The 25,589-nt window shown below is 33.5% G+C and carries 21 protein-coding genes; 11 read left to right on the top strand and 10 right to left on the bottom strand.

Annotation, left to right across the window (positions count from 1 at the left end):
• Positions 1–792 precede the first annotated feature (792 nt).
• The gene (locus B2745_RS10480; protein WP_304066194.1) at positions 793–1,011 is read left to right on the top strand and encodes a hypothetical protein; all 219 of its coding nucleotides are present in this window, start codon (positions 793–795) and stop codon (positions 1,009–1,011) included.
• 4 nt (positions 1,012–1,015) lie between these two features.
• Positions 1,016–1,318 (top strand): type II toxin-antitoxin system RelE/ParE family toxin, encoded by a 303-nt coding sequence (locus B2745_RS10475; protein ID WP_304066191.1) that lies wholly within the window; start codon positions 1,016–1,018, stop codon positions 1,316–1,318.
• Between the two features lie 64 nt (positions 1,319–1,382).
• On the opposite strand, the gene B2745_RS10470 is transcribed toward B2745_RS10475, so the two are convergent.
• The 3 genes from B2745_RS10470 to B2745_RS10460 are packed head-to-tail and all read right to left on the bottom strand — an operon-like array spanning position 1,383 to position 5,666.
• A complete protein-coding gene (locus B2745_RS10470; protein WP_304066188.1) occupies positions 1,383–2,378 on the bottom strand; it encodes an aldo/keto reductase in 996 nt (331 codons plus the stop codon).
• Between the two features lie 15 nt (positions 2,379–2,393).
• Entirely contained in the window at positions 2,394–4,424 is a 2,031-nt protein-coding gene (locus B2745_RS10465) for a TonB-dependent receptor (protein ID WP_304066185.1), read from the bottom strand.
• Between the two features lie 9 nt (positions 4,425–4,433).
• Positions 4,434–5,666, bottom strand: a complete 1,233-nt coding sequence (locus B2745_RS10460) for a PQQ-dependent sugar dehydrogenase (RefSeq protein WP_304066181.1) — start codon at positions 5,664–5,666, stop codon at positions 4,434–4,436.
• Positions 5,667–5,787: 121 nt separating this feature from the next.
• On the opposite strand from B2745_RS10460, the gene B2745_RS10455 reads away from it, so the two are divergent.
• Entirely contained in the window at positions 5,788–6,414 is a 627-nt protein-coding gene (locus tag B2745_RS10455; protein WP_304066178.1) for a YceI family protein, read from the top strand.
• A gap of 58 nt (positions 6,415–6,472) precedes the next feature.
• On the opposite strand, the gene B2745_RS10450 is transcribed toward B2745_RS10455, so the two are convergent.
• The 5 genes from B2745_RS10450 to B2745_RS10430 form a co-directional block, all read right to left on the bottom strand.
• On the bottom strand, positions 6,473–7,612 hold the full coding sequence (locus tag B2745_RS10450; RefSeq protein WP_304066177.1) for a lactonase family protein: 1,140 nt from the start codon (positions 7,610–7,612) through the stop codon (positions 6,473–6,475).
• Between the two features lie 34 nt (positions 7,613–7,646).
• Complete coding sequence (locus tag B2745_RS10445) at positions 7,647–8,450, bottom strand: murein L,D-transpeptidase catalytic domain family protein (protein WP_304066174.1); 804 nt, start codon at positions 8,448–8,450, stop codon at positions 7,647–7,649.
• Positions 8,451–8,552: 102 nt separating this feature from the next.
• Positions 8,553–9,167 (bottom strand): hypothetical protein, encoded by a 615-nt coding sequence (locus tag B2745_RS10440; RefSeq protein WP_304066171.1) that lies wholly within the window; start codon positions 9,165–9,167, stop codon positions 8,553–8,555.
• A 91-nt stretch (positions 9,168–9,258) separates the two neighbouring features.
• A complete protein-coding gene (locus B2745_RS10435; RefSeq protein WP_304066168.1) occupies positions 9,259–11,442 on the bottom strand; it encodes a tetratricopeptide repeat-containing sensor histidine kinase in 2,184 nt (727 codons plus the stop codon).
• 161 nt (positions 11,443–11,603) lie between these two features.
• On the bottom strand, positions 11,604–13,238 hold the full coding sequence (locus B2745_RS10430) for a glycine--tRNA ligase (RefSeq protein ID WP_304066165.1): 1,635 nt from the start codon (positions 13,236–13,238) through the stop codon (positions 11,604–11,606).
• Positions 13,239–13,372: 134 nt separating this feature from the next.
• On the opposite strand from B2745_RS10430, the gene B2745_RS10425 reads away from it, so the two are divergent.
• The 8 genes from B2745_RS10425 (at position 13,373) to B2745_RS10390 (ending at position 21,708) form a co-directional block, all read left to right on the top strand.
• A complete protein-coding gene (locus B2745_RS10425) occupies positions 13,373–15,316 on the top strand; it encodes a heparinase II/III domain-containing protein (protein WP_304066162.1) in 1,944 nt (647 codons plus the stop codon).
• A gap of 41 nt (positions 15,317–15,357) precedes the next feature.
• Entirely contained in the window at positions 15,358–16,071 is a 714-nt protein-coding gene (locus B2745_RS10420) for an ATP-binding cassette domain-containing protein (protein ID WP_304066159.1), read from the top strand.
• Positions 16,071–16,799 (top strand): gliding motility-associated ABC transporter permease subunit GldF, encoded by a 729-nt coding sequence (gene gldF / locus B2745_RS10415; protein WP_026904333.1) that lies wholly within the window; start codon positions 16,071–16,073, stop codon positions 16,797–16,799. The genes B2745_RS10420 and gldF overlap by 1 nt, the downstream gene beginning before the upstream one ends.
• Positions 16,793–18,478: a gliding motility-associated ABC transporter substrate-binding protein GldG gene (gene gldG, locus B2745_RS10410; protein WP_304066156.1), complete on the top strand. Its 1,686-nt coding sequence runs from the start codon at positions 16,793–16,795 to the stop codon at positions 18,476–18,478. Before gldF ends, gldG begins: the two co-directional genes overlap by 7 nt.
• Positions 18,479–18,526: 48 nt before the next feature.
• Complete coding sequence (gene dnaN / locus B2745_RS10405) at positions 18,527–19,651, top strand: DNA polymerase III subunit beta (protein WP_026904335.1); 1,125 nt, start codon at positions 18,527–18,529, stop codon at positions 19,649–19,651.
• 123 nt (positions 19,652–19,774) lie between these two features.
• Positions 19,775–20,467: a DUF4397 domain-containing protein gene (locus B2745_RS10400; protein ID WP_304066154.1), complete on the top strand. Its 693-nt coding sequence runs from the start codon at positions 19,775–19,777 to the stop codon at positions 20,465–20,467.
• A gap of 11 nt (positions 20,468–20,478) precedes the next feature.
• Positions 20,479–21,129 (top strand): DedA family protein, encoded by a 651-nt coding sequence (locus tag B2745_RS10395; RefSeq protein ID WP_304066152.1) that lies wholly within the window; start codon positions 20,479–20,481, stop codon positions 21,127–21,129.
• Between the two features lie 63 nt (positions 21,130–21,192).
• Positions 21,193–21,708, top strand: coding sequence for a UpxY family transcription antiterminator (locus tag B2745_RS10390; protein ID WP_304066149.1), 516 nt, complete (start codon positions 21,193–21,195; stop codon positions 21,706–21,708).
• A gap of 243 nt (positions 21,709–21,951) precedes the next feature.
• Here B2745_RS10390 and B2745_RS10385 read toward each other — a convergent pair whose 3' ends face one another.
• Both B2745_RS10385 and B2745_RS10380 read right to left on the bottom strand, forming a co-directional pair.
• On the bottom strand, positions 21,952–22,365 hold the full coding sequence (locus tag B2745_RS10385; protein WP_304066147.1) for a hypothetical protein: 414 nt from the start codon (positions 22,363–22,365) through the stop codon (positions 21,952–21,954).
• Positions 22,366–22,383: 18 nt separating this feature from the next.
• A complete protein-coding gene (locus B2745_RS10380; protein ID WP_304066145.1) occupies positions 22,384–25,485 on the bottom strand; it encodes an AsmA family protein in 3,102 nt (1,033 codons plus the stop codon).
• Between the last annotated feature and the right edge of the window lie 104 nt (positions 25,486–25,589).

Genomic DNA, 25,589 nt, shown 5'->3' with positions numbered 1-25,589 from the left:
TGTGAATGGTTTTACTTGATGAAGATTTCTACAACACCCGTCGGATTGTTTTCCGCTAGTTCTAGATGAAAGTTTATGCAAAAGATTTATTTGACTCCACTTCCAAATCTTCATAGGCCGTCTTTCGTTCTTCGGAAAAGTTTATTTTAACATTATTGGAAGTTCCTAAGTATTTGCTCTTTAGGTTCTTTTTAATTTTTACTTTTGATTTTAACTTTTTTAAGTCTTTCTACTTCCAGAAGGGAACAAACATTCATAAAAAATAGTCTAAACCGAAGCGCATGAGCAATCCCCGAGAGCCGGAAAAGACGAAAAAACAGCAGCAAAAATTTTAGAATCTTACACTTCCAAGCCTATAGCGAATGCGGTTTTGCGTTCGAGTTTACACTTATGTTCATAAAGCAATGCCAAGCAAAAATAAGCGCTCACTGTTTTTAAGTGTGGGTAAGGCTAGTGCGGCAAAGGCTCCTGCGGGATTGTTCAAGGGTTTTGATTACTTTTGCCCTCACAAAAGTAATGGGCCCCGCCGGCTCATGAGGCGGTTAATTTATATTGTAAAAGATTTCTAAACTAAAATATGTTTACGACTCATCCATGTAATCGAGAAATCATTTTAAGGGATTGTTACAAATAATCGTAAGAAAATGAAGCGTTCTAATCCTATTAAAAGTTTTTGTAATAGTAGGAGCTGAACTTACCATGACTAATTTTAATAATTTGAAACAGCCTAAGTAGGCTTTTTATTTGGATAAACTTTAAAAAAGCTGTAATTTTAATAGATAATTTTAGATTATGAGTATTCAATTTTTATCTGATGAAAATGGACGGAAGTTAGCTGTTCAAGTCCCAATAGAAGAATGGGAAAAAATAAAAGCTATACACCCAGATGTAGAATACCTTTCAAATGACTTGCCTCAATGGCAAAAGACATTGATAGATAAACGACTAGAAACTATCAAACTAAATCCAAATTCGATTAAATCTGCTGATGATTTGTTCCAAGATTTATAAATAAATGAATTGGAAAATCTACTACATTGAAGATGCAAAACTTGATATTAAAGAAGCTAAAGGCTGGTACGCTCAAAAACAAATTTCTCTTGGAGATAGATTTGTTAACCAAGTGAAATCAGCTTTAATAACTTTGAAAAGTAATCCCCTTCAATATCAAATCAAATACAAAAATATAAGGATTAAGTATACAGATGTTTTCCCTTTTGGGATACACTATTATTTGGAAGAAGAATCTAAAAAGATTATAATTATAGCTGTACTACATAATCGTCAAAATTTGGAGACTTCTATTAATAGAGTTTAATTAGCATGATAGCTGTTATAAACTTCTGGTTTTAGTGAAAAATATTTATTAAGACTTGCTTTTTCTATAAACTCAATTTAAGCTTATCAAGCTCAGTACTGATAAACTGAATTTCTTCTTTTGATAATTGTACTCTTGCAGCTTTAGCATTTTCTACTGCTTGTTTTGCATTTCTGGCCCCAACCAAGGCAATAGTAATACCGGGTTGTTCTAAAGTCCAACGTAGTACAATTTGAGAAACCAACATATTTCTTTCATCTGCTAAAGGTTTTATCTGATTTAAGAAAGCATCAATCTTCACTAGATTTTCATCTTTAAAAAAATGAATGCCTGTTCTGTGGTCTCCTTCATTAAAAACATGACCGGGTTTCATTTTTCCGGTAAGTAAGCCTCTTTCTAAAGGACTGTAAGCCAAAATACCTTTGTCATGAGCCAAACAATAAGGAACAACTTCGGTCTCTATATCTCTTTTAACCATACTATACGGAATTTGGTTAGAAGCTAAGCTGATGTGTTTTTCTGCCTCAGTCATTTGGGCTACATCATAATTACATACCCCTGCGTATCTTATTTTACCCGCTTTAATCAATGCTGCTACGGCTTCCATTGTTTCTTGTATAGGAGTTGTTACATCAGGCCAATGGATTTGGTAAAGGTCTATATAATCTGTACCTAATCTTTTAAGAGAATCTTCACATTCTTTAATGATGCTTTCTTTGGCAGCATATTTATAAATGTCAATAGGTTTGCCAAAGTTATCTACACTTTTAAAACCAAAATCTCCCTTACGTTCATCCCAGCGCATACCAAATTTGGTCAGTATTTGCACTTTATCTCTGCTTAACTCTTTTAATGCTTTGCCTACCAAAACCTCGCTATGGCCTTGTCCATAAATAGGAGCGGTGTCAATAGCGCTTACCCCTTCATCATAAGCAGCAAGCATGGCTTTAATAGCTTCTTGGTCATCTGCACCTCCCCACATCCATCCTCCAGCTGCCCAAGCACCAAAAGTGATAACAGGTAATTCTAAATCGGTATTTCCTAATTTTCTGTATTGCATAATTTTAATATGTTTTTACCATTTTAAGGCCAGTCCTGCATAGTAATTTCTAGTTGCAGCCGGATTAAAATATCGGTTACCAAAAGCATTTATATCATTACCTAAACTGTATTTTTCGTTTAATAAATTATCAACAGCAAAAGTAATATGTAGCTTAACTTTACTAAAAGGTACTATATAATTAAGCTTTGATTGTATAAGATGAAAACTATTCGCAAAGACAGTTTCAGCATCATTTAAAGATGTTTTTCCGTTGTATTGATGTTGAACAAAAAGATTAAGTCTATCAAAAAGAAAAATATTTAAACCATTAACCCAGTTAAGTGTGGGTATTCCGGTAAGCATATTTCCAGAGAAATTGCTGTTGCCGATAATGTAGTTTCTAAACTCAAATTTTGATAGGGTTATAGCATTATAATAGTCTAAGCTTTTTAATATTCTTCTGTCAGATTTGATGATGTTGGCATTCAATTGAATTTCTGTTCCTAACTGGTTGGTACCACCAGCATTAACATAAAAATCTTCATCACTAGCATTAACTCTTCTTACCAAAGCATTGTCTAAACGATAATAAAAAGCGCTTACATCAGCATAAATACGTTCGTCCCTTGTTCTAAATCTAAAACCAGCTTCATAATTCCAACCTTCTTCTGCATTTAAAGAAGTATTAATGATTCTGTTTGATGGTCTAATTTCATCTTTTGTTGGAGTAGAATAGCCTTTACTTACTAGGGCTCTTAAAGAAAAATGCGGAGTAACTAAATATGATAAAGCCAATTTTGGCATTAGCGTTGGGTCAAAATTGATATAACCTTGTGATGCTTGTTGTGGCGATTGCGGTAATGTTCTAAAATTAAATCTGTTAAAGTTTAAACTTACTGAGGCTTCTGCTTTAAATTGAGGCGATAGTTGAACAGCTATGCGGTTAAATATAAACTCGTTATAATTTTTAATTTCATCGGCATCTCGTAAAGTTACTGGGTTGCCAGCCTGATTACCGTAATTTATGAAATCAGTTTTTGTTCTTTGAAACTCATAACCTAAATTCCACTGTAACTTTACAGGACTGGTTTCTTTATTTTTTAATTCTAAGTAAGTTCTTAAAGCGTAAGAATTCTCATCTCTATACTCGTAATTGGTAAAGAAAGGATTTTTAAAATCAGTTACTAAGCCTGATATTCCAATATAATGTCTTAAACTATTGGTGATTTCATAATCGTGGCTTAAGCCTAAAAAAACACTTTTATTGTATATACCGGTATTTAATTCCTCTGCTCGGGCTCTAGCTGCTCTTGGGTTTTCTGCTATTTGTACTGCTGTTAAGCCGCCAGGTGTATTATAATTCATATCAGCATAAAAGCCAGAGAATTTTAAAGTCCCTTTTTCATTATACCTCCATTTTTGTTGGGTTTGTACAAAAAGTCTTCGCATAGCGCTATTGGTACGATAGCCATCTGCTTCTTGGTAAGCTTGGTTAAAGCTATATTCATAATTTTTAACCTGATTTTGTACCCCAAAGTGTTGCCCAAATAATCCAAAAGAACCCCTTCTTGCGCTAAATTCTGATGATTTTTCTACTGATGATGAATTAATGAGGACTACACCTCCAGAGTTTGCTCCAAACAAACTACCATCCGGGCCTTTCAAAATTTCTATCCCTTTTACTGTATTTTGGTCTATTAAATTTAAGTAGGTATTACCACCAGCATCTGTTAAAGGAAAATCATCATAATAAACTTTAACATTTCTTACTCCAAAAGGGGAGCGGATTAAACTACCTCTTATAGATAAACGATAACTCCCCGGAGAACGCTCCTCCATTTTTACCCCGCTAATGCTGTTTAAAGCTGGTAATAAGGTGTTTTGTGTGCGTTGCTCTAGCTGTGCTTTATTAATAATAGTAGCCGTTGCAGGTAAGCTGATGAGGATTTGCTCGCCCAAATAAGCGTTTATTTTAACTTCATTTAGTGTTTTTGTGCTATCTAGTTTTTGTGCTTGTGCAGTACCGGCAACTAAAGTAGCTAGTATTAAAAGATATAGTTTCAAAGCGTTATGTTATGGTTTATTTGCTGATATTTTGAAAATAACTCCTGCGGCATCATCTGCAACCAATAAATTTCCATCTTTTAAAAAGCATAAGCCAACCGGTCTTCCGTATACTTCTGAGGTTGATGGGTTAGCAATAAAGCCAGTTAAAAAGTCTTGTGGTTTGCCTTTTGGTTTGCCATTTTCAAACGGCACAAATATAACTTTATATCCTGAAAACTCTGAACGGTTCCAAGAACCATGCTGACCTACAAAAGCTGCATTTTTATATTGCTCAGGAAAGGTATTGCCAGCATTAAAAGCTAATCCTAAAGATGCCGTATGTGCGCCTAAGGCAACTTCTGGGGCTATAGCTTTGGCTACAAGTTCTGGTTTAGGGTCTTCTTTCCAACGTGGGTCTGGGTGTTGGCCAAAATAAGCATAAGGCCAGCCATAAAAACCATCTTTTTGCACACTGGTAATGTAATCTGGTACTAAATCATCACCTAAATTATCACGTTCGTTAACAGCTGTCCATAGGGTAGAGGTGCCAGGAGCCCAATCCATTCCAACAGGGTTTCTTAAACCTGTTGCAAATATTTTCTCGCCTGTACCATCAGGGTTTATTTCTAAAATACAAGCTCTTCTCACTTCGTGTTCCATACCATTTTCGCCAACGTTACTTCCAGAGCCTACAGATACATATATTTTCTTTCCATCTTTACTGGCAATAATATTTCTGGTCCAGTGGTTATTGTAACCTCCGGCAGGAAGACTTAAAATCTTATTTCCCTTATCTGTGATTTTATTTGCTGAGGTTTGATATGGGAATCTCATTAAACCATCGGTATTAGCTACATAGAAATAGTTATTTAAAACCAGCATCCCAAAAGGCTGATTTAAATTTTCCAGATACGCTAGTTTAATATCGGCTATGCCATCATGATTGGTATCTTTTAATAAGGATATTCTGTTAGCACTTTTACCTGTACCAGACTCGGCTACAAAAATATTTCCATCCTCAGCTTGGTAAATCCAACGGGGGTTATCTAGTTTAGTAGCAAATTTTGTTACGGTAAACCCCTCTGGAGCCACTGGGAGTTTATCTGATGGCCAACCTATCACTTTACTGATTTTTGTACTTGGTTGCGTTGCAAAAGGTTGTGGCAATTGCAACGAATCTTGTTGTTGACTTTGCTCTTTGTTGGTAGCGCCACAGCCAGCTAAAACCAATGCTAAAAGTGTAAAAAGTGTGTTTTTCATGTTTTATATTATTAACGGTAACTCCATTTTAGAACTTTTGTTTCTGAATGGGGATTTTTAATATAAAACAATTGTGCCAAAGTGAATGTATAAGGGGATATAAATCATTAAATTAAATATTATGAAAGTATTGAAATTGAGTTTAGTTGCTGCAGTTTTCTTTGTAGCATGTTCTAACAACCCAAAGGGCGATAAAGCCACAACAGCCGATGCTGAAGCAGTAGAATCTGTAGATGGAGAAACTTTAAATGTTGACCCTGCCACTTCTGGTATAACCTGGACAGGTAGTAAAGTTACTGGAAGCCACAACGGAACTATCAATATACAATCTGGAAATGTTGTGCTTAATGAGGGTAAATTAGCAGGAGGTGAATTTGTTATTGATATGACATCGTTAACAAATAAAGATTTAGAAGCAGATGCAGAAAACAAAGCAAAACTTGAAGGACACTTAAAAGCTGATGATTTTTTTGCAGTTGAGAAATATCCAACAAGCAAATTTGTAATCACGAAAGTGACTTATAAAGAAGACGGAAAAGCAGAAATAGCAGGTAATTTAACCTTAAGAGATGTAACTAAAAATATTTCTTTCATGGCTGATGCGCCTGCTGCTACAGAACAAGGCTTTCATGCTATGGCAGATTTTAATATCAACAGAAAAGATTGGGGTGTGATGTATGAAGGAATGAAAGATGATTTAATTGCCGATGAAATTAACCTAAAAGTTCATTTAATGGCAAAAAAATAATCCATAAAAACTAAAAGGAAAGGTCGAGATGATTTTAAAATCTCGACCTTTCTTTTTTTTAAAGCTTTGGCGTAAATTTTAAGCAAACTGGCGCACCAACGTTTACTGTCTCTCCTGTATAGATTAAAAGCCCAGTTTTTGTATCTCTTTTAAAAACAAAAATATCATTACTATCTTGATTAGCCACCAATAAGAAATTGTTACTAGGATCAATACTAAAATTTCTAGGTGTTTTTCCTTTACAGCTAACGTTATCAATTTTAGTTAAAGTGCCATTGGTTTTATCAACTTTAAAAATCACAATTTCATTTGCAGTACCGCGATTACTTGCATATAAATAATTTCCATCTTGAGATAAATGAATGTCTGCTGCACCGTTAGTTCCTTTAAAATCAGGCGTATTCATGCTGATTCTTTGTACCTGCTTTAATTCTTGGTTTTGATGGCTGTAAACGCTAACATGAGCCGTAAGTTCTTCTACCAAATAAGCAAAAGTTCCTTTTTTGTTGAATATAAAATGTCTTGGTCCGCCACCCGGAGTTATAGCTATAGAAGGTTGTTTTGCAGGTATTAAAGGCTTATTAGCATCAGCCTGATATTGATAGGCAAAAACTTTATCGGCACCTAAATCCGGGACATAATAATGGCTTCCATCTACCGATGGATAAATACAATGTGCATGAGGTTTATTTTGTCTTCTTTCATTGATACTAGTGCCTTCATGTTGTATAAGCTGATTAATTGGCGCTACTTCTCCATTAGCTTTAACCGGGAAAACGCTAACACTACCACCACCATAATTAGCAGTAAAAACATACTTATCATCGTTTGTTAAAGATATGTAGCAACCACCAGGGCTAGGACTAGGCTGGAAGTTTTGATAAGAAATTTGCCCTGTTTTATTATTGAATTGGAAATAGCTTACTCCAGATGTTTCTTGTTCGCTTACGCTGTAAACTTTAGTACCTTCTTTATTAATGGTTAAATAAGATGGATTTTTAATGCCTTCCGTAGTATGTTCTAGTTTAAGTTTTCCGGTTTTACTATCAAACTCATAAACAAATATGCCTTGGTTTTGCGTTCTGGTATAGGTGCCAACCAATAAATGGTAATAGCGCTGCTTTTTATTTTGGGCATTTACCGATAAACTTAAGGCACAAAATAAAAAGGTAAATAGGTTTAATAAGAGATTTTTCATACTCCTAAAATAGGAAATTCAACCAGAAATGAACCTAAATTTGGGCAGAAAAATGATTTACTACAGCTTGATAGTTTAATAATCTTGAGGTATAGTTTGGAACTTCTGCATTGATAAACAAACATGTTTTTCCTTTAATCAGGTTAATCACTTGTTGGTTTAATTCCTCTGGTACGGCAGGGCAACCATGGCTTCTACCTAATCTTCCGTGTTTATGAATAAAATCGGCACTCACATAATCTGCGCCATGCACCACAATAGCTCTTGCCCTAGCTAAATCGTTGATTCCTTTATCCAAACCATCTAGTTTTAGTGATAGACCATGTTTACCAAAATAAGTTTCATTGGCAATATAAAATCCCAAACTACTTTGGTGAGATTCTGCCTGATTAGAAAACTTGATTGCTTTATCATCTCCACTTCCTCTTCCGTGTGCAACATAGCTATGGAGTAGTAATTTTTGATTTTTAATATCTATAATCCACATCCTTTTTGAGGTGCTGGGCAAATCAAAATCAATAACAGTTAATATATGTTTATCATCATTTAATAAATCAGCCAATTGCATATTTAAAAAACCTGTAAAAGCTTTTTCAAATACGCTTTTTGCTAAACCAGCTTCTTTAAGGCTTATTTTTTGATAGGTATCCTGTATAAAATTTTTATAAGTTGCCAGAGTGTCTACCGGTGTTCTATGAATGGTAGTATCTTGAGATATAACTTGATTGCTTTTTAAAATTGGATTTTTCCAACTGATGTTAGTTAAAGTGAAAATAACTAAAAATAATATCAAGATAGTAGCAGAATAGATATTGAATCTTTTTTGTATCCCTCTCATAATGAAGATGTTTTTCTCGTGATTTATAAATATATACTTATTTTAACTAAAAGTAACCATCTTTATTTTTAAGCTGACTTAAAAATAACTTTCAGCTTACCTTTAAATGACTTTTGCGTATAAATACTGGTAGTTTTTCTTTTTTAATCCACTTTTTTTACTGTGATACAACTTATATAAAGCTAGTTTATCTAAAAGTGGAATGGTTTTGTTTTCACGTACTTCTTGTTGATGTTGTAAATCCTTAAAAATGATATTCGCCAACAGATTTTCTTCTTTAAAAGATATATTAGAATGCCCCAACAAACCTAAAGCATGCAATAATTCGTGTCTTAAGACTTCATGTTTTTTAGGGTAAATTAATGCCGGATGCAGATAAATTGCAGCATTATAAATTTGTTTATTCTTGATGGTAGGCTTCATATAACCTAAAGGGCATTTTTGTTTTAACATCTCAAACCTTGTATGATAGGGATTAGTATCAGCATCAAAATTTATTTTTAAGTTGCCTTGATGTTTTACAAAATCTATATCTATACTTAAATAGGGTTCAATATCTTTTATAATTTCTTGCACTGCTAAAGCATCTTCAAAACTATAATTACCTGTTAGCTCTATCCTGATAGCATGTTCCCATTTTGCATAACTATCTTGTTTGTAAAAGGCTGTTTCAGCAAAATAAAGCAATTCTGCATCGCTATATTCATGTCTGAACATAAAAATTGATGTAAATAGGAACAAAATGATACTGTATATCAAGAGCTTAATATTTTAAACTTATACGTTTAAGTATCAAGATTATTGCATTTTACGTATATTTTGGAATGGTAAACGAAATGGTTGTACCTCTACCAATAGCACTTTCTACCTTAAATTTACCGCCAAACTTGCTCACAATATCATTACAAAAATATAAGCCAAGCCCGGTGCCTCTTTCTTGGTGAGTGCCCAAAGTACTTTTATTCTTAATTGTAAATAGGTTTTGGACTTGTACTTGACTCATCCCTATGCCATGGTCTATGACTTTTATTTCATAATCATCTGTACTTTCTTCCATTTGGATGATGATTTGCTTGTGTTCATAGGAAAATTTGATGGCATTAAATACTAGATTTCTTAACACAATCATACTCAACATAGCATCTAGTTTAATAGAAACTTCAGGATTAATCTGGTTTAAGATTTGGATGTTTTTTTCGTTTGCAAAGGGTATTAAAGATTCAATTTTACTATTGATAAAATTATATAAATTTTGCTCGGTAATTTTTAAATTAAAACCTTTTAACTGAGATTTTGCCCAAAAAAGTAAGCTATCAAGTACCTCGGAAGTGTCTTTTACATTTTTAGAAATTTCTGGAATTAAAGTTTTAAAATCATCAGCTTCTAAAATGTTATTTTCTAACAATTCTAGAACAGATGATAAATGAGTCATAGGTTTTCTTAAATCATGAGATATGATGGTAAAGATTTGGTCTTTATGTTTATTGAGTAAAGCAAAGGCCTCTGATTGTTTATTAAGCTCTACTCTACTTAATTCAATCTCATGGTTTTTCTTAGCTAAATCATTATTAATTTTCTTTTGAAGTTGATGATTTTTATAGCTGTTGATTCCAAAAAAAGCAAGAATAATCAATATCACTATAACTAAACTTAACGTAATTCTTTGCGTTTCAATTTTAGACTCTAAGGCCTTTTTTTCTTGTTCTTTAATAAGTTTTTTTACCTGAGTTTTTTTGTCGAAATCTCTGGTAGCCATTAAAACAGTTACCTGCTTTAAGTTTTCTTCTAATTTTAAAGATTTTTCTAATTGTAAGGCCTGTTCTTGTGTTTCAAAGGCTTTTGCATAAAGCCCTTGTTGATAATAAGTTTCTTTTAAATACTGTAATAATATAATTTTTAAAGGTTTTTGATTTAAAGAATCACAAACCAGTAGCGCTTTTTCTCCAGTAAGTTTTGCGTCATTTAGTTTATTTAGCTTATTTAATAAATTAACCTGTTGCGTAAGCGCAAAGGCTTTATGGTAATTTAAATGTTTTGTAATGGCGATTTTATAAGCAGTATCTAAATATGTTTTCGCTTGCTCAAATGTTTGAGTTTTTACATGCAGTTCACCCAGGTGACTATAATTTAAACTTATGATTTCAAACTCTTGCAACTTTACTTTTTTGGCAAGTTCTAAAGATTTTTCTAGGTAAAATCTTGCTTTTAGTAACTCGTTTTTACTTAAGTAGTTGGCGCCTAAATTTTCATAGGCATAGCATAGTGTTGCTGTATCTTTTGAAGAAGTAGCTATCTTCTCGCTTTTTTTTAAATAATAAATTGCTTTATCATACATTTTTAGCGTAGCAAATAGCTGCCCTAAATTACTAAGAGATGTACCTAAGTCTTGCTGATTTTTTAATAACTTATTTAAATTGTAGGATTCTAAATAATGATTAATAGCTTTTCCATAATTGCCTTGATAATCATAAATCACACCTAAATTTGTATGTATAGCTGCCAGCAGCGAAGAATCTTTTTTACCTAACACCAAGGCTTGCTGGTAATTTATAATAGATTTTTTGGTGCTATCTAAACTTTGATAGCAATATGCGATATTGAATAGTGCATCGGTCAAATAACTATTATTTTTTAATAATTGAGCTTGTGTTTTGGCTAACTTATAATTGTTAAGTGCACTTTGATACTGATAATTGTCTAATAAAATATTGCCTTTAATTGTATAACCTTTAAATAAACCATAAGTAAAGTTGTTTTTTTTAGAAAGGTTAAGGATTAAATGAGTAAGTTCTAATTTTTCTATTTGTGTTTTTTTATCTGAATAGGTTTCTTTTATTAATTGATGAATAGAGGTAGTATCTTTTCTTAAATCAAAAGCATAATTATGCTTTAATCCTATTATTAAGAATAAAAACGCATACAATAATCTTTGTATCTTACAGGATGTTTGAAAAAAGTTAATAAATGTTTTAAAATTGGTTATATCTCTCATTATAAAAACACAGGCTAATCTACTTGTTTTTAAATTGTAAGAGAAATAGTTGTTTACATTTTTAAGTTCTTTTTTAAAATTTTAACTAAATTATGGCATTATCTCATAAAAAAGACCCGATGAGTAAATCGGGTCTTAAAATATCAGTATAGGGTTATTATTTACGATAGTATATTCTTCCAACTAACAAGTTTGGCAATCATATTCTCTAATTCATCAATAGCAACGCGTTCTTGCTCCATGCTATCTCTGTGTCTTATCGTTACCGTATTGTCTTCTAAACTTTGATGATCTACCGTAATACAGAAAGGTGTACCAATAGCATCTTGTCTTCTATAACGTTTACCAATAGAGTCTTTTTCATCATAAGCCATATTGAAATCTAATTTCAAACGGTTCATAATTTCTCTAGCTTTTTCTGGCAAACCATCTTTCTTAGTTAATGGTAACACGGCAGCTTTGTAAGGCGCTAAAGCTGGGTGTAAATGTAAAACACTTCTAGAATCTTGCTTATCAGCAGTACTTAAATCTTGTTCTTCAAAAGAGTTTATCAGCGTAAGCAAAAAGAAACGGTCTAAACCTATTGAAGTTTCTATCACGTAAGGAACGTAGTTTTGATTAATTTCTGGGTCAAAAAACTGCATTTTTTTACCAGAAAACTCTTGGTGTTGACTTAAATCAAAATCTGTTCTGGAGTGTATACCTTCAACTTCTTTAAAACCAAAAGGAAATTCAAATTCAATATCTACAGCCGCATTTGCATAATGTGCTAGTTTGCTATGATCATGGAAACGGTATTTATCAGGGTTGGTACCTAAGGCTAAATGCCATTTTAAACGGGTTTCTTTCCAATGCTTGTACCACTCCATCTCAGTGCCGGGGCGTACAAAAAATTGCATTTCCATTTGTTCAAACTCACGCATACGCATGATAAATTGACGAGCAATAACTTCATTTCTGAAAGCTTTACCAATTTGTGCAATCCCGAAAGGTATTTTCATCCTTCCAGATTTTTGAACATTTAGAAAATTTACGAAAATACCTTGTGCAGTTTCTGGTCTTAAATAAACTTCATCAGAACCATCGGCCATAGCACCCATTTGGGTAGAAAACATCAGGTTAAACTGACGAACATCTGTCCAATTTCTTGTACCAGATACTGGGCAAACAATTTCATGCTCTTCTATTAAAGCTTTTAAACGTGGTAAATCTTCTTCATTAAGAGCAATATCTAACTCAAATTGAAGAAGTATCCCTTTCAAATATTGATCATAGATTTCCTGTGGTACGGAGTTCTGAATATCAATTTCAAATGGTAGTCCTGCTTTTATTCTTTCCCTTACAATTTTAGAATATTCATCGGGATTATGAGTGGTTTTGCTATATTCAATTGCAGCTTTATTTTTATTGAACGCATCACTTAAAATCGGATATAATTTTAAAGGGGATTCTAAATATTCTGCAATTTTATCTTCCAATAATTGGTCGGCTCTGTAACGCTTTTTAGAGTCTTTATTATCAATCATAGGGTCGTTAAAACCATCTACGTGTCCACTGGCTTTCCATATTTTTGGGTGCATAAAAATTGCAGAATCAATACCTACAATATTTTCATTCATTTGCACCATGGCTTTCCACCAGTAGGTTTTGATATTGTTCTTCAACTCAGCACCTAGTTGTCCATAATCATAAACAGCACTAAGTCCGTCATATATTTCACTGCTTTGGAAAACAAAACCGTATTCTTTAGCGTGTGATATTACATTTTTAAAAAGTTCGTCGTTATTTTTTGCCATGATGCTGCAAATATAACATTGCAGTAATTTTTAACTCTATTTTATGCTAAATTTTTTTAGTGTATTGATAAAGGCTTGTTTATAAACCTCGCTGAATAATAATATATTAGCAAAACCAATTTTAAACCAACAACATGAAAAAAATATTACTTGCTGTTATTCTCATAGCAAGCCTGCAACAAGTAGTTGCTCAAAATTTACTCAGTGGTAAATACAATACAGAAGCTTTAAGGAAGTTACTCATCTCGCAATCTACATGGAAACCGTTTCCCAAAATTCAAGAGCGCCAAGAATGGGCTAAAGCAAATCAGGAAACTTTAAAAGAAAATCTTGCAAAAGCAGAAACTTATCTCAATTACTCTTGGCCATCTATACCTGCTACGGTTTCCTTATTGGTAGAAAGAACTGGCGATAGGGAAGAATATCAAAACATAAGTTTCAAAAAAAGAGAAGTTTTATTGACTTTGTTATTTGCTGAGATTTATGAAAATAAAGGTCGTTTTACTGATCAAATCATTAATGGAATTTGGTCTATCAGCGAAGAATCTTTTTGGGGGATATCGGCTCATTTACCTAGGAAAAAGGAAAACGCTGGTTTGATGGATGTTTCTGAACCTTTTGTTGATTTGTTTGCCGCAGAAACCGCTACACTATTTTCTTGGGTTGATTATTATTTAGCCGAAAAACTGGATAAAGTCTCTCCGCAACTAAGAAAGCGTATTTATTACGAGATTGAAAATAGAGTTTTATCGCCTTTAATGACTAAAAAGCATGGTTTTATGGGCGGTAATGAAGACGGTAGAAGACCTAATAATTGGAATCCATGGATTTGCTCTAACTGGTTAAATACCGTTTTGCTGATTGAAAAAAATGAAGATAAAAGAGCAGAAGCGGTACATAAGATATTAAGTGTTTTAGATAATTTCTTAAATCCATATCCCTTAGATGGCGGTTGTGATGAAGGCCCGGGTTATTGGGGTGCAGCAGCGGCAGCTTTATACGATAATCTGTCTCTTTTAAACCTAGTCACAAATGATGCCTTTAACTATACTTATCAAGATCAAAAGATAAAAAATATGGCTGCATTTATTTACAAGGCACAAATTAGCGAAACCTATTTCATCAATTTTGCTGATGCAAGTCCGAAACCAAGTATGGATGCACCTATGATTTATCGCTTTGGAAAAGCTATAAACGATGAAAACATGATGAAGTTTGGTGCCTATTACTACAAACCAGGCACTAAAGTTTCTAGATTTCACATCTTTAGGAATTTCTTTGAGCTTTTTTTAGATGAGGAATTAAGGAAGGTACCAAAACAACTTCCTCTACCTAAAAGTGTTTGGTTGCCAGAAACGCAGGTAATGCTGGCTCGTGATAAAGCTGGCAGTACTAAAGGACTTACCATAGCTGCAAAAGGTGGGCATAATGATGAAAGTCATAACCATAATGATATTGGCAATTTTATGGTTTATGTTGATGGAAATCCGCTATTGATAGATGTTGGTAGTGGTACTTATACCAGAAGAACATTTTCTGGTGATAGATATGACATTTGGTTTAATTCATCTGATTATCATAATACCCCAACAGTTAATGGTTGTGTACAAAGCCCCGGGAGAGCTTTTAAAGCTACAGATCTAAATTTCACAGAAAATAAATCAAAAGTTGTTTTTGCCTTGGATATTGCTAAATCTTACCCTAAAGAAGCTGGTTTAATAAGTTGGAAAAGGGCTATTACTTTAAACAGAGGAAAAAACGTTCAGATTAAGGATACTTATCAATTAAAAGCAGAAGGTGCTTTTATCAATCATTTAATGACTTGTTATCCGCCAGAAGTAAAATCGCCCGGCTTAATCATCATCAAATATGAAAAAGACAGTGTAAAGAAACATTTTGCCATTCAGTATGACGCTTCTTTATTAAACGCCAATATAGAAAAAGTTAAATTAGGTATCCCTGAGGATAAAGGCGTTAAACGTAATTGGGGTGATAATATTTATCGTATCAACTTAACTTTAATAAAACCATCAACAGCGGGTAGTCTTAATTTGATGGTAAAAGAAGTTAAGCTGTAATAATTTTCGCCTAACATGATGGCAAATTGTTAAATTGCGCCATGTCTGTAAAGGTATCTGGTTTATATAAAGTTTACGGTGCTCAAAAAGCAGTTAACGGAATTTCTTTTGAAGCTTTCACCGGCAGGGTATTGGGTTTTTTAGGACCTAATGGTGCAGGTAAATCAACAACTATGAAAATTTTAACAGGTTATTTACCTCAGACCGCCGGAAATGCTAGTGTTTGTGGTTTTGATGTAAATACCCATACGCTTGATGCTAAAAAGCATATCGGTTATTTACCAGAAAGCAATCCATTGTATCCAGAAATGTATGTAAAAGAGTTTCTGGCCTTTATTTGCGATATACATCAAATAAAGAACCCTAAAACACGCATTCAGGAAGTTATACAGCTTACAGGTTTAGGGCCAGAGCAGCATAAGAAAATCGGCCAACTATCAAAAGGGTATAAACAAAGGGTTGGCTTGGCACAAGCTATCATTCATGACCCCCAAGTACTTATTTTAGATGAACCAACATCGGGCCTAGACCCAAACCAACTGATAGAAATTAGAAAGCTGATTAAAGATTTAGGGAAAACCAAAACTGTCATCTTATCAACCCATATTATGCAAGAGGTAGAGGCCGTTTGTGACGATGTCATCATCATCAATAAAGGTGAAATTGTTGCTCATGACCGTTTAGAAACACTATTACAAAAGCATCATACCCAAAATATTGAACCTATATTTGTAGCTTTAACCAAAGAGAATTAATGCTAACGATATTTATAAAAGAACTTAATTCTTATTTCAGCTCATTGGTGGCTTACATCACCATCGTTATTTTTCTTACCGCAATGGGTCTGTTTTTATGGATTTTTCCAGATACCAGCATTTTAGATTACGGCTATGCAGGTTTAGATAGTTTATTCAATATAGCACCGTATTTATTCATGTTTTTGATACCTGCTATAACCATGCGCTCTTTAGCAGAAGAAAAAAAAGAAGGTACGTTTGAGTTATTAGCAACCAAACCACTTACAGATTGGCAAATTGTATTAGGCAAATACCTCGCCGCCCTAGCCTTGGTTATCATAGCCATATTACCTACCGTGATTTATTATTATACCGTTTATCATTTAGGCGCTGTTGAAGGCAATGTAGATGCTGGCGCTGTTATAGGTTCTTACATCGGCTTGATATTATTGGGTGCAGCCTATGTGGCTATAGGTGTTTTTTGTTCATCTATCACTAAAAATCAAATCATAGCTTTTGCTATTGCAGTTTTTTTAAGCTTTTTCGCTTTCAGCGGATTTGATGCTATCAGCCAGCTTTTAGCTCTACAAAAAATAGATGATGTCATTATAAATTTAGGGATTAATCATCATTACCAGGCTATCAGTAGAGGGGTTTTAGATACCCGAGATTTATTGTACTTCTTAAGCTTGATTACCGTTTTTTTGGTACTCACAAAAACTATTTTAGGAGGTAGAAAATGGTAAATCAAAAGAAAAAAGACCTACTACATTTAGCTTTGGTATTATTTGCAGTTGTTTTGGTGCAAGTTTTTGCTCAGTTTTTCTTTACCAGGATAGACTTTACCAAAGAGAAAAGATTTACCCTTTCTGACACCACAGAAGAAATATTACGCAATTTAAAAGAGCCTGTAAAAATAACAGTTTATTTAGAGGGAGATTTTCCTGCGGGTTTTAAAAGACTAAGAAATGCAACTCAAGATTTATTAGGTGATTATAAAGCTTATGCAGGTGCTAATCTTCAGTTTGAGTTTATAGATCCTGCGGCAGATAAAAATCAGCAAGAGCAACAATTGTTTTTTGAAGAGCTTTATAATAAAGGAATAGAACCTACAAATCTTAGCGTTAAACAAGAAGGTGGGTTAACGCAAAAACTCATCTTCCCGGCTGCATTGGTAAGTTTTAAGGGTAGAGAAATACCTGTTAAACTTTTACAAACCAGAATAGGCTTAAATCCAGAAGAGGTTTTGAATAACTCTATTCAGAATTTAGAATACGCTTTTACATCAACCATAAAAAAAATTACAGCGGGCGGTAAACCTCGTGTAGCTTTAACAGAAGGGCATGGCGAACTTACTGATTTGCAACTTCAAGACGCTATGCTAGCCTTGTCAGAAGGTTATGAAGTAGGTAGGGTAGATTTAAAAGAAATTACCGAAGAAGGTTTAAAAAAGATAAAACTTCTCATCATCCCTAAGCCTAATGAAGAATTTACTGAACTAGAAAAATTTAAAATAGACCAATACCTGATGCAAGGCGGTAAAGTTTTTTGGGCTATAGACCAAGTACATGCCGAGCTAGATAGCATGCAGCAAGGTAATGGCGAGCAGCTAGCATTCCCGAAGAAACTAAATCTTGATGATCAATTATTTAAATACGGTATCCGCATAAACTATGATTTGGTTGGTGATATGAATTGTATGCAAATTCCTCTTAACGTGGGGAATATAGCAGGAGAGGGGCAAATACAAATGGTACCTTGGTTGTTTTATCCTATCATTATGCCTTTTTCTAGCAATCCTATTGTGAAGAATTTAGAAGGTATCAAAACCGAGTTTATCAACACCATAGACACCATTGCAGTTCAAGGTATAAGGCAAGAAGTATTATTAACAACATCTCCTTTTAGCAGAAAACTAAATACGCCGACCTTAATTTCTTTAAATATGGTAGAGCAAACACCAGATCCAAAAACTTTCCAAAGCGAGCCTAAGCCGGTATGTGTTTTAGTTGAAGGTAAGTTTACTTCCATATTTAAAAACAGAATGTTGCCAGAAGGAATACCGGCTTCTGCCTTTATTCCAGAAAGTAAGTTTACCAAAATGGTTGTCTTTAGTGATGGCGATATCCTAAAAAATCAGATAAGTGCTACAGATGGTTCTGTTTTTCCGTTGGGTTACGACCGTTACACGCAACAAACCTTCGGTAACAAAACCTTTTTACTCAATTTAGCAGATTATTTAACCAACGATGCGGAGCTTATTAAGCTTAGAAGTAAAGAAATTAAACTAAGATTACTGGATAAAGCTAAAATTGTAGAAGAGAAATTAACATGGCAGCTTATAAATATGTTGTTTCCTGTTGTTTTAATTGTAGTTTTTGGAATTTTTCAACATATTTATAGGAAACGCAGGTATACTGCTTAAAATTTATATTTTTGGTACTTAATAATAGCATTAAACACAACCGATAAGATGAGATTCATTGTTTCTACGTCAACGTTATTAAAACATTTACAAGCAGTAAGTGGCGCATTAAGCAGCAGTGCTGTTTTACCCATATTAGAAAACTTTTTATTTGAGATAAAAGAGGGCAGTTTGGTAATTTCAGCCACAGATTTACAAACCAGTATGATTACTTCTTTGGCTGTAGAGTCTAAAGAAGGTGGTAAAATTGCAGTGCCATCTAAAATATTATTAGATACTTTAAAGACACTTCCAGAGCAGCCAGTTGCTTTCTCTGTAGATGATAAAACTTTTGCTATTGAGATTAGTGCCGGAGACGGTAAGTATAAACTAAGCGGAGAAAACGGTGATGATTTCCCTAAAATCCCTACAGTAGAAAATGCAGCTACCGTTAATTTACCAGCATCTGTTTTAGCAGAAGCTATTAACAAAACCATTTTTGCTGTAAGTAATGATGAATTACGTCCGGCTATGACAGGTGTTTTTTGTCAGCTTTCTCCACAAAACATTACTTTTGTGGCTACTGATGCACATAAATTAGTAAGATACAGAAGAAATGATGCACAAGCAGAAAGTGCAACATCTTTTATCTTACCAAAAAAAGCTTTAAACCTTTTAAAATCATCATTACCAGCAGAAGATGTAAATGTAGCAGTAGAATATAACGCAACTAGTGCTTTCTTCAAATTTGCTAACATCAGCTTAATTTGTAGGTTGATAGATGAGCGTTATCCAGATTACGAGGCGGTAATCCCTCAAAATAACCCTAATAAATTAACTTTAGATAGAAGTTTATTCCTGAACTGTTTAAAAAGGGTAGTTATTTTTGCTAACAAAACTACACATCAAGTAAGATTAAAAATCAGCGGTAGCGAGTTACACATCTCTTCAGAAGATATTGATTTTTCTAACGAAGCTCATGAGCGTATTGGCTGTCAATACGATGGTGAAGATATGGAAATAGGTTTCAATGCTAAGTTCTTAATAGAGATGTTAAATAACTTATCGGGCGAGGAAATTACCATAGAAATGTCTACACCTAACAGAGCAGGTTTACTTTTCCCAAGCATTAAAGATGAAAATGAAGACATTTTAATGTTGGTTATGCCAGTAATGTTAAATAATTACGCATAGTTAAACATCAAATTTTATATAAAATGGCCTGATATTTATCGGGCCATTTATATTTTAAAATAATCTATAAAAAGCAATACCTTTGTGCGTTATTAAGACTGGTTAAACGTTGGCGGCAGCCTTATGAAAAATATAGTTCAGATATTTGCATTTTTTAGTATGGTAGTTCTAGGCTGGATTTCTTGTACAGATCCAACCGAGGTTGTACCGCAACCTACTACAGCCACACGTATCATGCTGATTAATGCTTCTCCGGATGTAGGCAGTATAGATTTTTACCTCAACGGAGAAAAGCTAAACGCCTCGCCCTTAACTTTCAGAGATAATACAACTTATTTAACTGTTTCCAGAAGCGGTACATTCTTAGCAGAAGTAAGGCAAGGGTCTAGAACACTATTTAACCAAAATATATTTTTACAACCAGGTAGAAGTCATTCCTTGTTTTTAACTGGTGCTGTGGCAGATACTTCCTTATTTTACGTAGCAACTTTAGATAATATAGATACACCAGCACTAAATAAAGCCAAACTTAGATTTATCAATTTAAGTCCAAATGCTCCAGCATTTAATGTTATCAATTCTGATAGTACGGCTTTATTTAACAATGCTACTTACAGAACAGCTTCAAACTTTGTAGAATTGGACGCTCAAACCTATAGTTTAAGAGTTTTAGCTTCCAGCGATAGATCATTATGGCTTAATTTGCCTATTTATAATTTTGAAAACGGCGGTATATATACCCTTTTTGTTAGCAATTTAGTTGATACAGCAAGCAGAACGGGCTTAAGAGCCGATACCATCATAGCTCAATATTAAATCAAATTTCAGTGGAACTTATTAGACAATTAATAGATTTTATACTTCACATAGACCGCCATTTAAGTGAAATCATCCGAGATTATCAATTTTGGACTTACCTTATCTTATTCCTGATTATTTTTGCCGAAACAGGTTTTGTAGTAACGCCTTTCTTACCTGGCGACTCGCTGCTATTTGCGGCAGGAGCCTTAATAGGTACAGGTAATACAGGTTTAAATATTTATTTATTAGCTGTATTGCTTTTTATTGCAGCTTTTGCCGGAGACTCCCTAAATTACGAACTAGGCAAGCGTTACGGTATAAGAGCGTTTAACGGTAAAATACCTTTTCTTAAAAAAGAGTATCTGGTAAAAACACAAAACTTCTTCGCAAAGCATGGTGGTAAAACCATCATTTACGCCAGGTTTGTACCTATTGTGCGCACATTTGCACCTTTTGTTGCCGGTATTGGTGAGATGGATTATAAAAAATTTGCTTCTTTTAATGTTATTGGGGCGTTTTTGTGGATAGCGATTTTCCTGTTTTTAGGATATTTCTTTGGTAATTTGGCATTTATACAAAAGAATTTTAGTTTAGTGATTCTAGCCATCATTATTGTATCTATTATGCCTCCGGTGATAGAAGTTTTAAAAGCAAAATTTAAAACAGAAAATACCTGATTACAGTCAAATACCGAGTTGAAAGCGCTAAATTTTTCTCTTAATTTTTGAGCAATTCCATTTATGGCCAATTTAGATGAATATTACCGTTGGTATCCTGTATATACACTTCCAAGAGCAGAGAAGAAAACCGCCGAGAACTTAAAAAAACGTGGTATTCAGGTTTATTTGCCTTTACAAAAAACTTTAAGACAGTGGAGTGATAGAAAGAAATGGATAGAAGAACCTCTTTTTAAATCGTACCTGTTTGTATACCTATCTAACAAAGAATACGACCAAGTAGTACAAACCCATGGTATCGTAAGATTTATATATTTCTCTGGTGAAATTGCCTATATCCCAGATAAGCAAATCCAAATGTTACAAAACTATTTAAACGGGCAGGCAGAGCCCGAAATTACTTTCGATCAGTTAGAAAAAGGACAAAAAGTAAAAATCATTTCTGGAAAACTTAAAGGTTATGAAGCCGAATTAGTTTCATGGAAACAACAACAAAGGGTTATCTTAAGACTTGATGCCTTAGGACAGTCATTAATTTTAAATATTAATGCCTCTGATATCATACCCGCTAACCTTTAGCTAGTTGTTTTAATTTGATAAAGAGGCTGTCTTTAAAGTACCATTTTATGCCGTCAGGCTGATGGCAATTGAAGCCTGCCTTGAAAATACCAGAACATGTTTCCATAACACTCACATCTGGATTATAAAATGATTAAGACAACCTCTTTTTTATTCTCAGGGAAATTATTTGTTGAGCTTCTATAAAGCTGCTTTTACTGATTAAAATAAACAAGTACTTAACTCAAAATTATTTTTAGTTTATCAAAAAAACAAAGCCGAAAGCGCATCAGTTGCAGACGGTGCTTTAGGTTTTAAACCTAGAAATTTACTGTATTGTGCCACCGTTAAAATGCTTTTTAATTTTGGAAATAAAGTATTTTGTAAACCTGTTAACTTGCTGGCATAAGCAGCCTTATCTGTATTTAACAAAGGCAAAATTTGCGCTTTTTGAGTGGCAAAACTACTTACAGCTTCTAAAACTTTTGGCTTTTGTATGGCAGATAAAGCTAAAGTAGGACCTAACTTTGCCATAATATCTTTTGCTGATGCTGCCAATATGCCATTAGTAGAGTTTTGGGTACTTTCTGCAGTACTTTTAACTTTGTTTAATAAGCTTTGTGCCGATGCTGCATGTACCACCAAAGTGGTTAAAAGGGTAAAAATGATTTTTTTCATGTTATTGGTTTAAAATAATTATTCTTCTGTTGTTTCTTCTAATTCATCAGCTTTAGTTTGACGACCAATTTTAATAACTGGTTTTTCTTGTGTACCCGTAATTTTAACAGGTATACCTATAATACCAAGTGGAGGCAAGCCAATACGCATAGCCATATTCATGTTACCATTTAAACTTACTTGCCCTTCAAAACGAGGTCTAAAACCCGCCATGCGCATTTTGGTACGTTCTATAGTCATGATATTATTTTTAATGCTGCTTTTAATCTCAACTTTATTAACATCGGCATCTTCTAAACTTTCATAAGAACTTTTTCTGGCAATTTGATTGAGTAATTTAAAACCTTTAAACTTAATATTATTTAAAGTTAAACTACCTTTTCCGGCTAAGCTAGGCATAATAGGGTACATGCTTTCATTAAGTTTCCCGCTAAGTTCGTAATTTAAGGATACTTGCCCGTATGCGTTTTTTGCTGAACTTGCCATATCTCTAAACATTTTAACCTCTTTGTATGCTTTTTGTATGTCAAAATTTTCAGCCTTTATTTGATAATAAAATTGAGCCCTTTTAGGATTTAGAGGTTTGTAACTGGCATTCATTGTTGTTTTTGCACCGGCAAGCTCAAAACCGGTATCTTTGAGTTCTAAAGCTTGATTTTTACTGATAACTTGTCCTTTAAAGTTCCTGATGTTTAAACCATCATAATTAATTTTCTTTACTGTTGCGCTTAAAGAGACATCAAGATTTTGCGGTATCATAATCACGCCGGCATTTGCTGGTGCTACAGTACTATTGCTACCAGCATCGGCAAAAGCCATAAACTGATTAGCATTAATATAAGCACTATAAATATTAAAATTACCTTTTAACGGAGCTTCTTCTTTCAAAGCATAATCAATAATATTATTTAAATAGCCATTAAGATTAATGGTGGTTTCACCGTAAACACCTTTGAAATTATCGAACCTTAACTTGTCTTGGTAAAAACTAAATTTCCCATTTTTGATATAAAAAGGCAGAGGAAATAAATCGGACTGTAATGCTAAATCCTCAATAGTGATGTTGCCTCTATTGTTTAAGCGGTGGTATCTTTTAGCTGTTGCATCGCTCTGTAAACCACTTAAATTAAAGTCGGTTTGTATAAAGCCAGAAACATCATAACCTTTAACAGCAAATACTTGATAAATTTTAGATATATCTAAGTTACCCTTAGAAGTAATGCTGTATTTAAGATTATTAAAATTTTGTAATTGGGCTTGTAATTTAAAAGGCTGGTTGGCTATATTAAAAGAAATAGGCAAGACATTTACTTTAATATCTTTATAAGAACCCCTGCTGCTGCTTATAGCTGTTTGAATTTCTATTTGCTCGATTGGAAGTGGCGAGTAAGCAGATTTAATATAGCCATTTTGGAGGCTAAGATTAGCCTTGGTAACCGGAAATTTTCTCTTTTTAGGTTCATAGGTGCCTTTAGCTAGTACAGCCATATTTATTTTTCCTTTAAGCATGAGGCTATCTAACGGATAAAATGAGGCAACATCGGCTAAATTGAATTTAGCATTTAGCTTTATATCTACCGGGTAAGTTTTAAGGTTAGCAATTTTGGCGTAGCCTTTTATATAGTTAGATAGTACATTTAAGTTTAAATCACTTATGTTCAGATAGGTGTTTTGATATAAACTATCAGTGCAAGCAGCTTCTAAATTAAACCCAATATTGCGGATTGCTTGCGGCAATTGTGCTACTTTAAAATATCCGTTTTGTAGTTTACTATTCAGTTTAAATGTTGGAATACTACTTACAAGAGTATCGGTTTTTCTAACACCAGTTTTTTTAATGGTGGTAGCATATTTGCCGTTGGCTTGTAAGTTAAGCGTTAATAGTCCTTTAATATCATAAGCGGATATGCCTAAAGCTCGGTCTAACTGCTCTAAATCCATTTTAGCTTTGATATTGGTATGTATCTTAGGTTTGCTTAAGCCATTAACCTTTAAAATACCACTAAAAAAATCATCATTTACATTAAAATAAATAGAATCAATATTTAAATAAAGTAATTCTGGATCTAGTTTTGGTAAGCTAGCATCCATATTTAGAAATAAATTTTTAACAGGAACACTAGCTTTTTGATGGGCTATATATCCATCTCTGATAGCTAAATTCATGTTAAAATCTGGCATTTTATTTTGTTCTGCTATATATTGCCCTTTTAAAGATACGGCAATCTCGCCCAATCCTTTGATGTCTGTCTCATCCAACCAACCTAAATAATCAGGAGGTAAAGCAGTGAAAATATCTTTCAATTGGCTTTTTTTAGAGGTGATATCAAAGCTCATATCATAACCATTCTCTAAAAACTCAAATTTTCCGTTAAATGTTACGGGTAAACGATTTATCAAAATATCGTTTTTCTCAAATACAAAAGCTAAAGATGAGGTGTTGATTTTAGTGATTAAATTGGCGTCAATTTTTTTGTTTTTAAAGTAGTTTTGCCCAGCATAAGTAAAATCTACCGAGTCTATACGAGCTTCTGTATATAAATCAAAAATAGCCTTACTTAAGTCGCCTTTCCCAGTATAGTTAAAACCTTTTGCGCTTATGTGCATAGGTAAAGATTCATCATGATAAGTAAGTTTACTATGTTCTATCTTAATCAATTCTATACCTAAAGATGTTTCACTGCTAGCCGCTGAGTTTGTTTGTTCTTTAGTGCTTTTATAAACATTGTAATTGGCGTTTCCTAGGCTATCTACCAAAACATGTATATCGGCATGGTCTACAAAAAACTTATTGATAACAATTCTTTCTTCTAACAAGGTAGATAAGTTGATACCTAAAGCCAATTCCTGAGCCTTAAGCAAAGTTTCTTTTTCAAAAGGGGCAGATCCTTTAAGGTCTACCTCATATAGGGTTACCGTTAAAGCAGGGAAGTGTTTGAAGAAAGATAAGTTAATATCCTCAAAAGCTAGTTTGCCATTGATATTGGCATTTGCCCAAGTTTTTACTTTTGTATTGATGGTATCTGAAAACAGGAGAGGAATAATAAAAAGAGTAGCTAAAATAAAGGCAATACCAACGCCAATTATTTTTAAAATTTTAACGATTTTTGAATGAAGCACAATGAAATGATAATTAATTCATTACAAAATAAGACAAAATCTTATATTTAATTAAATTAATTTTTTGTTATGGTTTGATGTTTTACTTCATCCAATAATAAAGC

It is taken from the genome of Pedobacter glucosidilyticus, assembly GCF_002483235.1.
Classification (GTDB): domain Bacteria; phylum Bacteroidota; class Bacteroidia; order Sphingobacteriales; family Sphingobacteriaceae; genus Pseudopedobacter; species Pseudopedobacter glucosidilyticum_B.
This window is presented reverse-complemented; position numbering and strand designations above follow the sequence as displayed.

Coding starts and splice junctions, on each gene's coding strand:
- B2745_RS10420 (WP_304066159.1), top strand. CDS start 15,358: ATGTCTGTAAAGGTATCTGGTTTATATAAAGTTTACGGTGCTCAAAAA.
- B2745_RS10480 (WP_304066194.1), top strand. CDS start 793: ATGAGTATTCAATTTTTATCTGATGAAAATGGACGGAAGTTAGCTGTT.
- B2745_RS10435 (WP_304066168.1), bottom strand. CDS start 11,442: ATGAGAGATATAACCAATTTTAAAACATTTATTAACTTTTTTCAAACA.
- B2745_RS10470 (WP_304066188.1), bottom strand. CDS start 2,378: ATGCAATACAGAAAATTAGGAAATACCGATTTAGAATTACCTGTTATC.
- dnaN (WP_026904335.1), top strand. CDS start 18,527: ATGAGATTCATTGTTTCTACGTCAACGTTATTAAAACATTTACAAGCA.
- B2745_RS10460 (WP_304066181.1), bottom strand. CDS start 5,666: ATGAAAAACACACTTTTTACACTTTTAGCATTGGTTTTAGCTGGCTGT.
- B2745_RS10390 (WP_304066149.1), top strand. CDS start 21,193: ATGGCCAATTTAGATGAATATTACCGTTGGTATCCTGTATATACACTT.
- B2745_RS10450 (WP_304066177.1), bottom strand. CDS start 7,612: ATGAAAAATCTCTTATTAAACCTATTTACCTTTTTATTTTGTGCCTTA.
- B2745_RS10440 (WP_304066171.1), bottom strand. CDS start 9,167: ATGTTCAGACATGAATATAGCGATGCAGAATTGCTTTATTTTGCTGAA.
- gldG (WP_304066156.1), top strand. CDS start 16,793: ATGGTAAATCAAAAGAAAAAAGACCTACTACATTTAGCTTTGGTATTA.
- B2745_RS10385 (WP_304066147.1), bottom strand. CDS start 22,365: ATGAAAAAAATCATTTTTACCCTTTTAACCACTTTGGTGGTACATGCA.
- B2745_RS10445 (WP_304066174.1), bottom strand. CDS start 8,450: ATGAGAGGGATACAAAAAAGATTCAATATCTATTCTGCTACTATCTTG.
- B2745_RS10455 (WP_304066178.1), top strand. CDS start 5,788: ATGAAAGTATTGAAATTGAGTTTAGTTGCTGCAGTTTTCTTTGTAGCA.
- B2745_RS10475 (WP_304066191.1), top strand. CDS start 1,016: ATGAATTGGAAAATCTACTACATTGAAGATGCAAAACTTGATATTAAA.
- B2745_RS10400 (WP_304066154.1), top strand. CDS start 19,775: ATGAAAAATATAGTTCAGATATTTGCATTTTTTAGTATGGTAGTTCTA.
- gldF (WP_026904333.1), top strand. CDS start 16,071: ATGCTAACGATATTTATAAAAGAACTTAATTCTTATTTCAGCTCATTG.
- B2745_RS10425 (WP_304066162.1), top strand. CDS start 13,373: ATGAAAAAAATATTACTTGCTGTTATTCTCATAGCAAGCCTGCAACAA.
- B2745_RS10430 (WP_304066165.1), bottom strand. CDS start 13,238: ATGGCAAAAAATAACGACGAACTTTTTAAAAATGTAATATCACACGCT.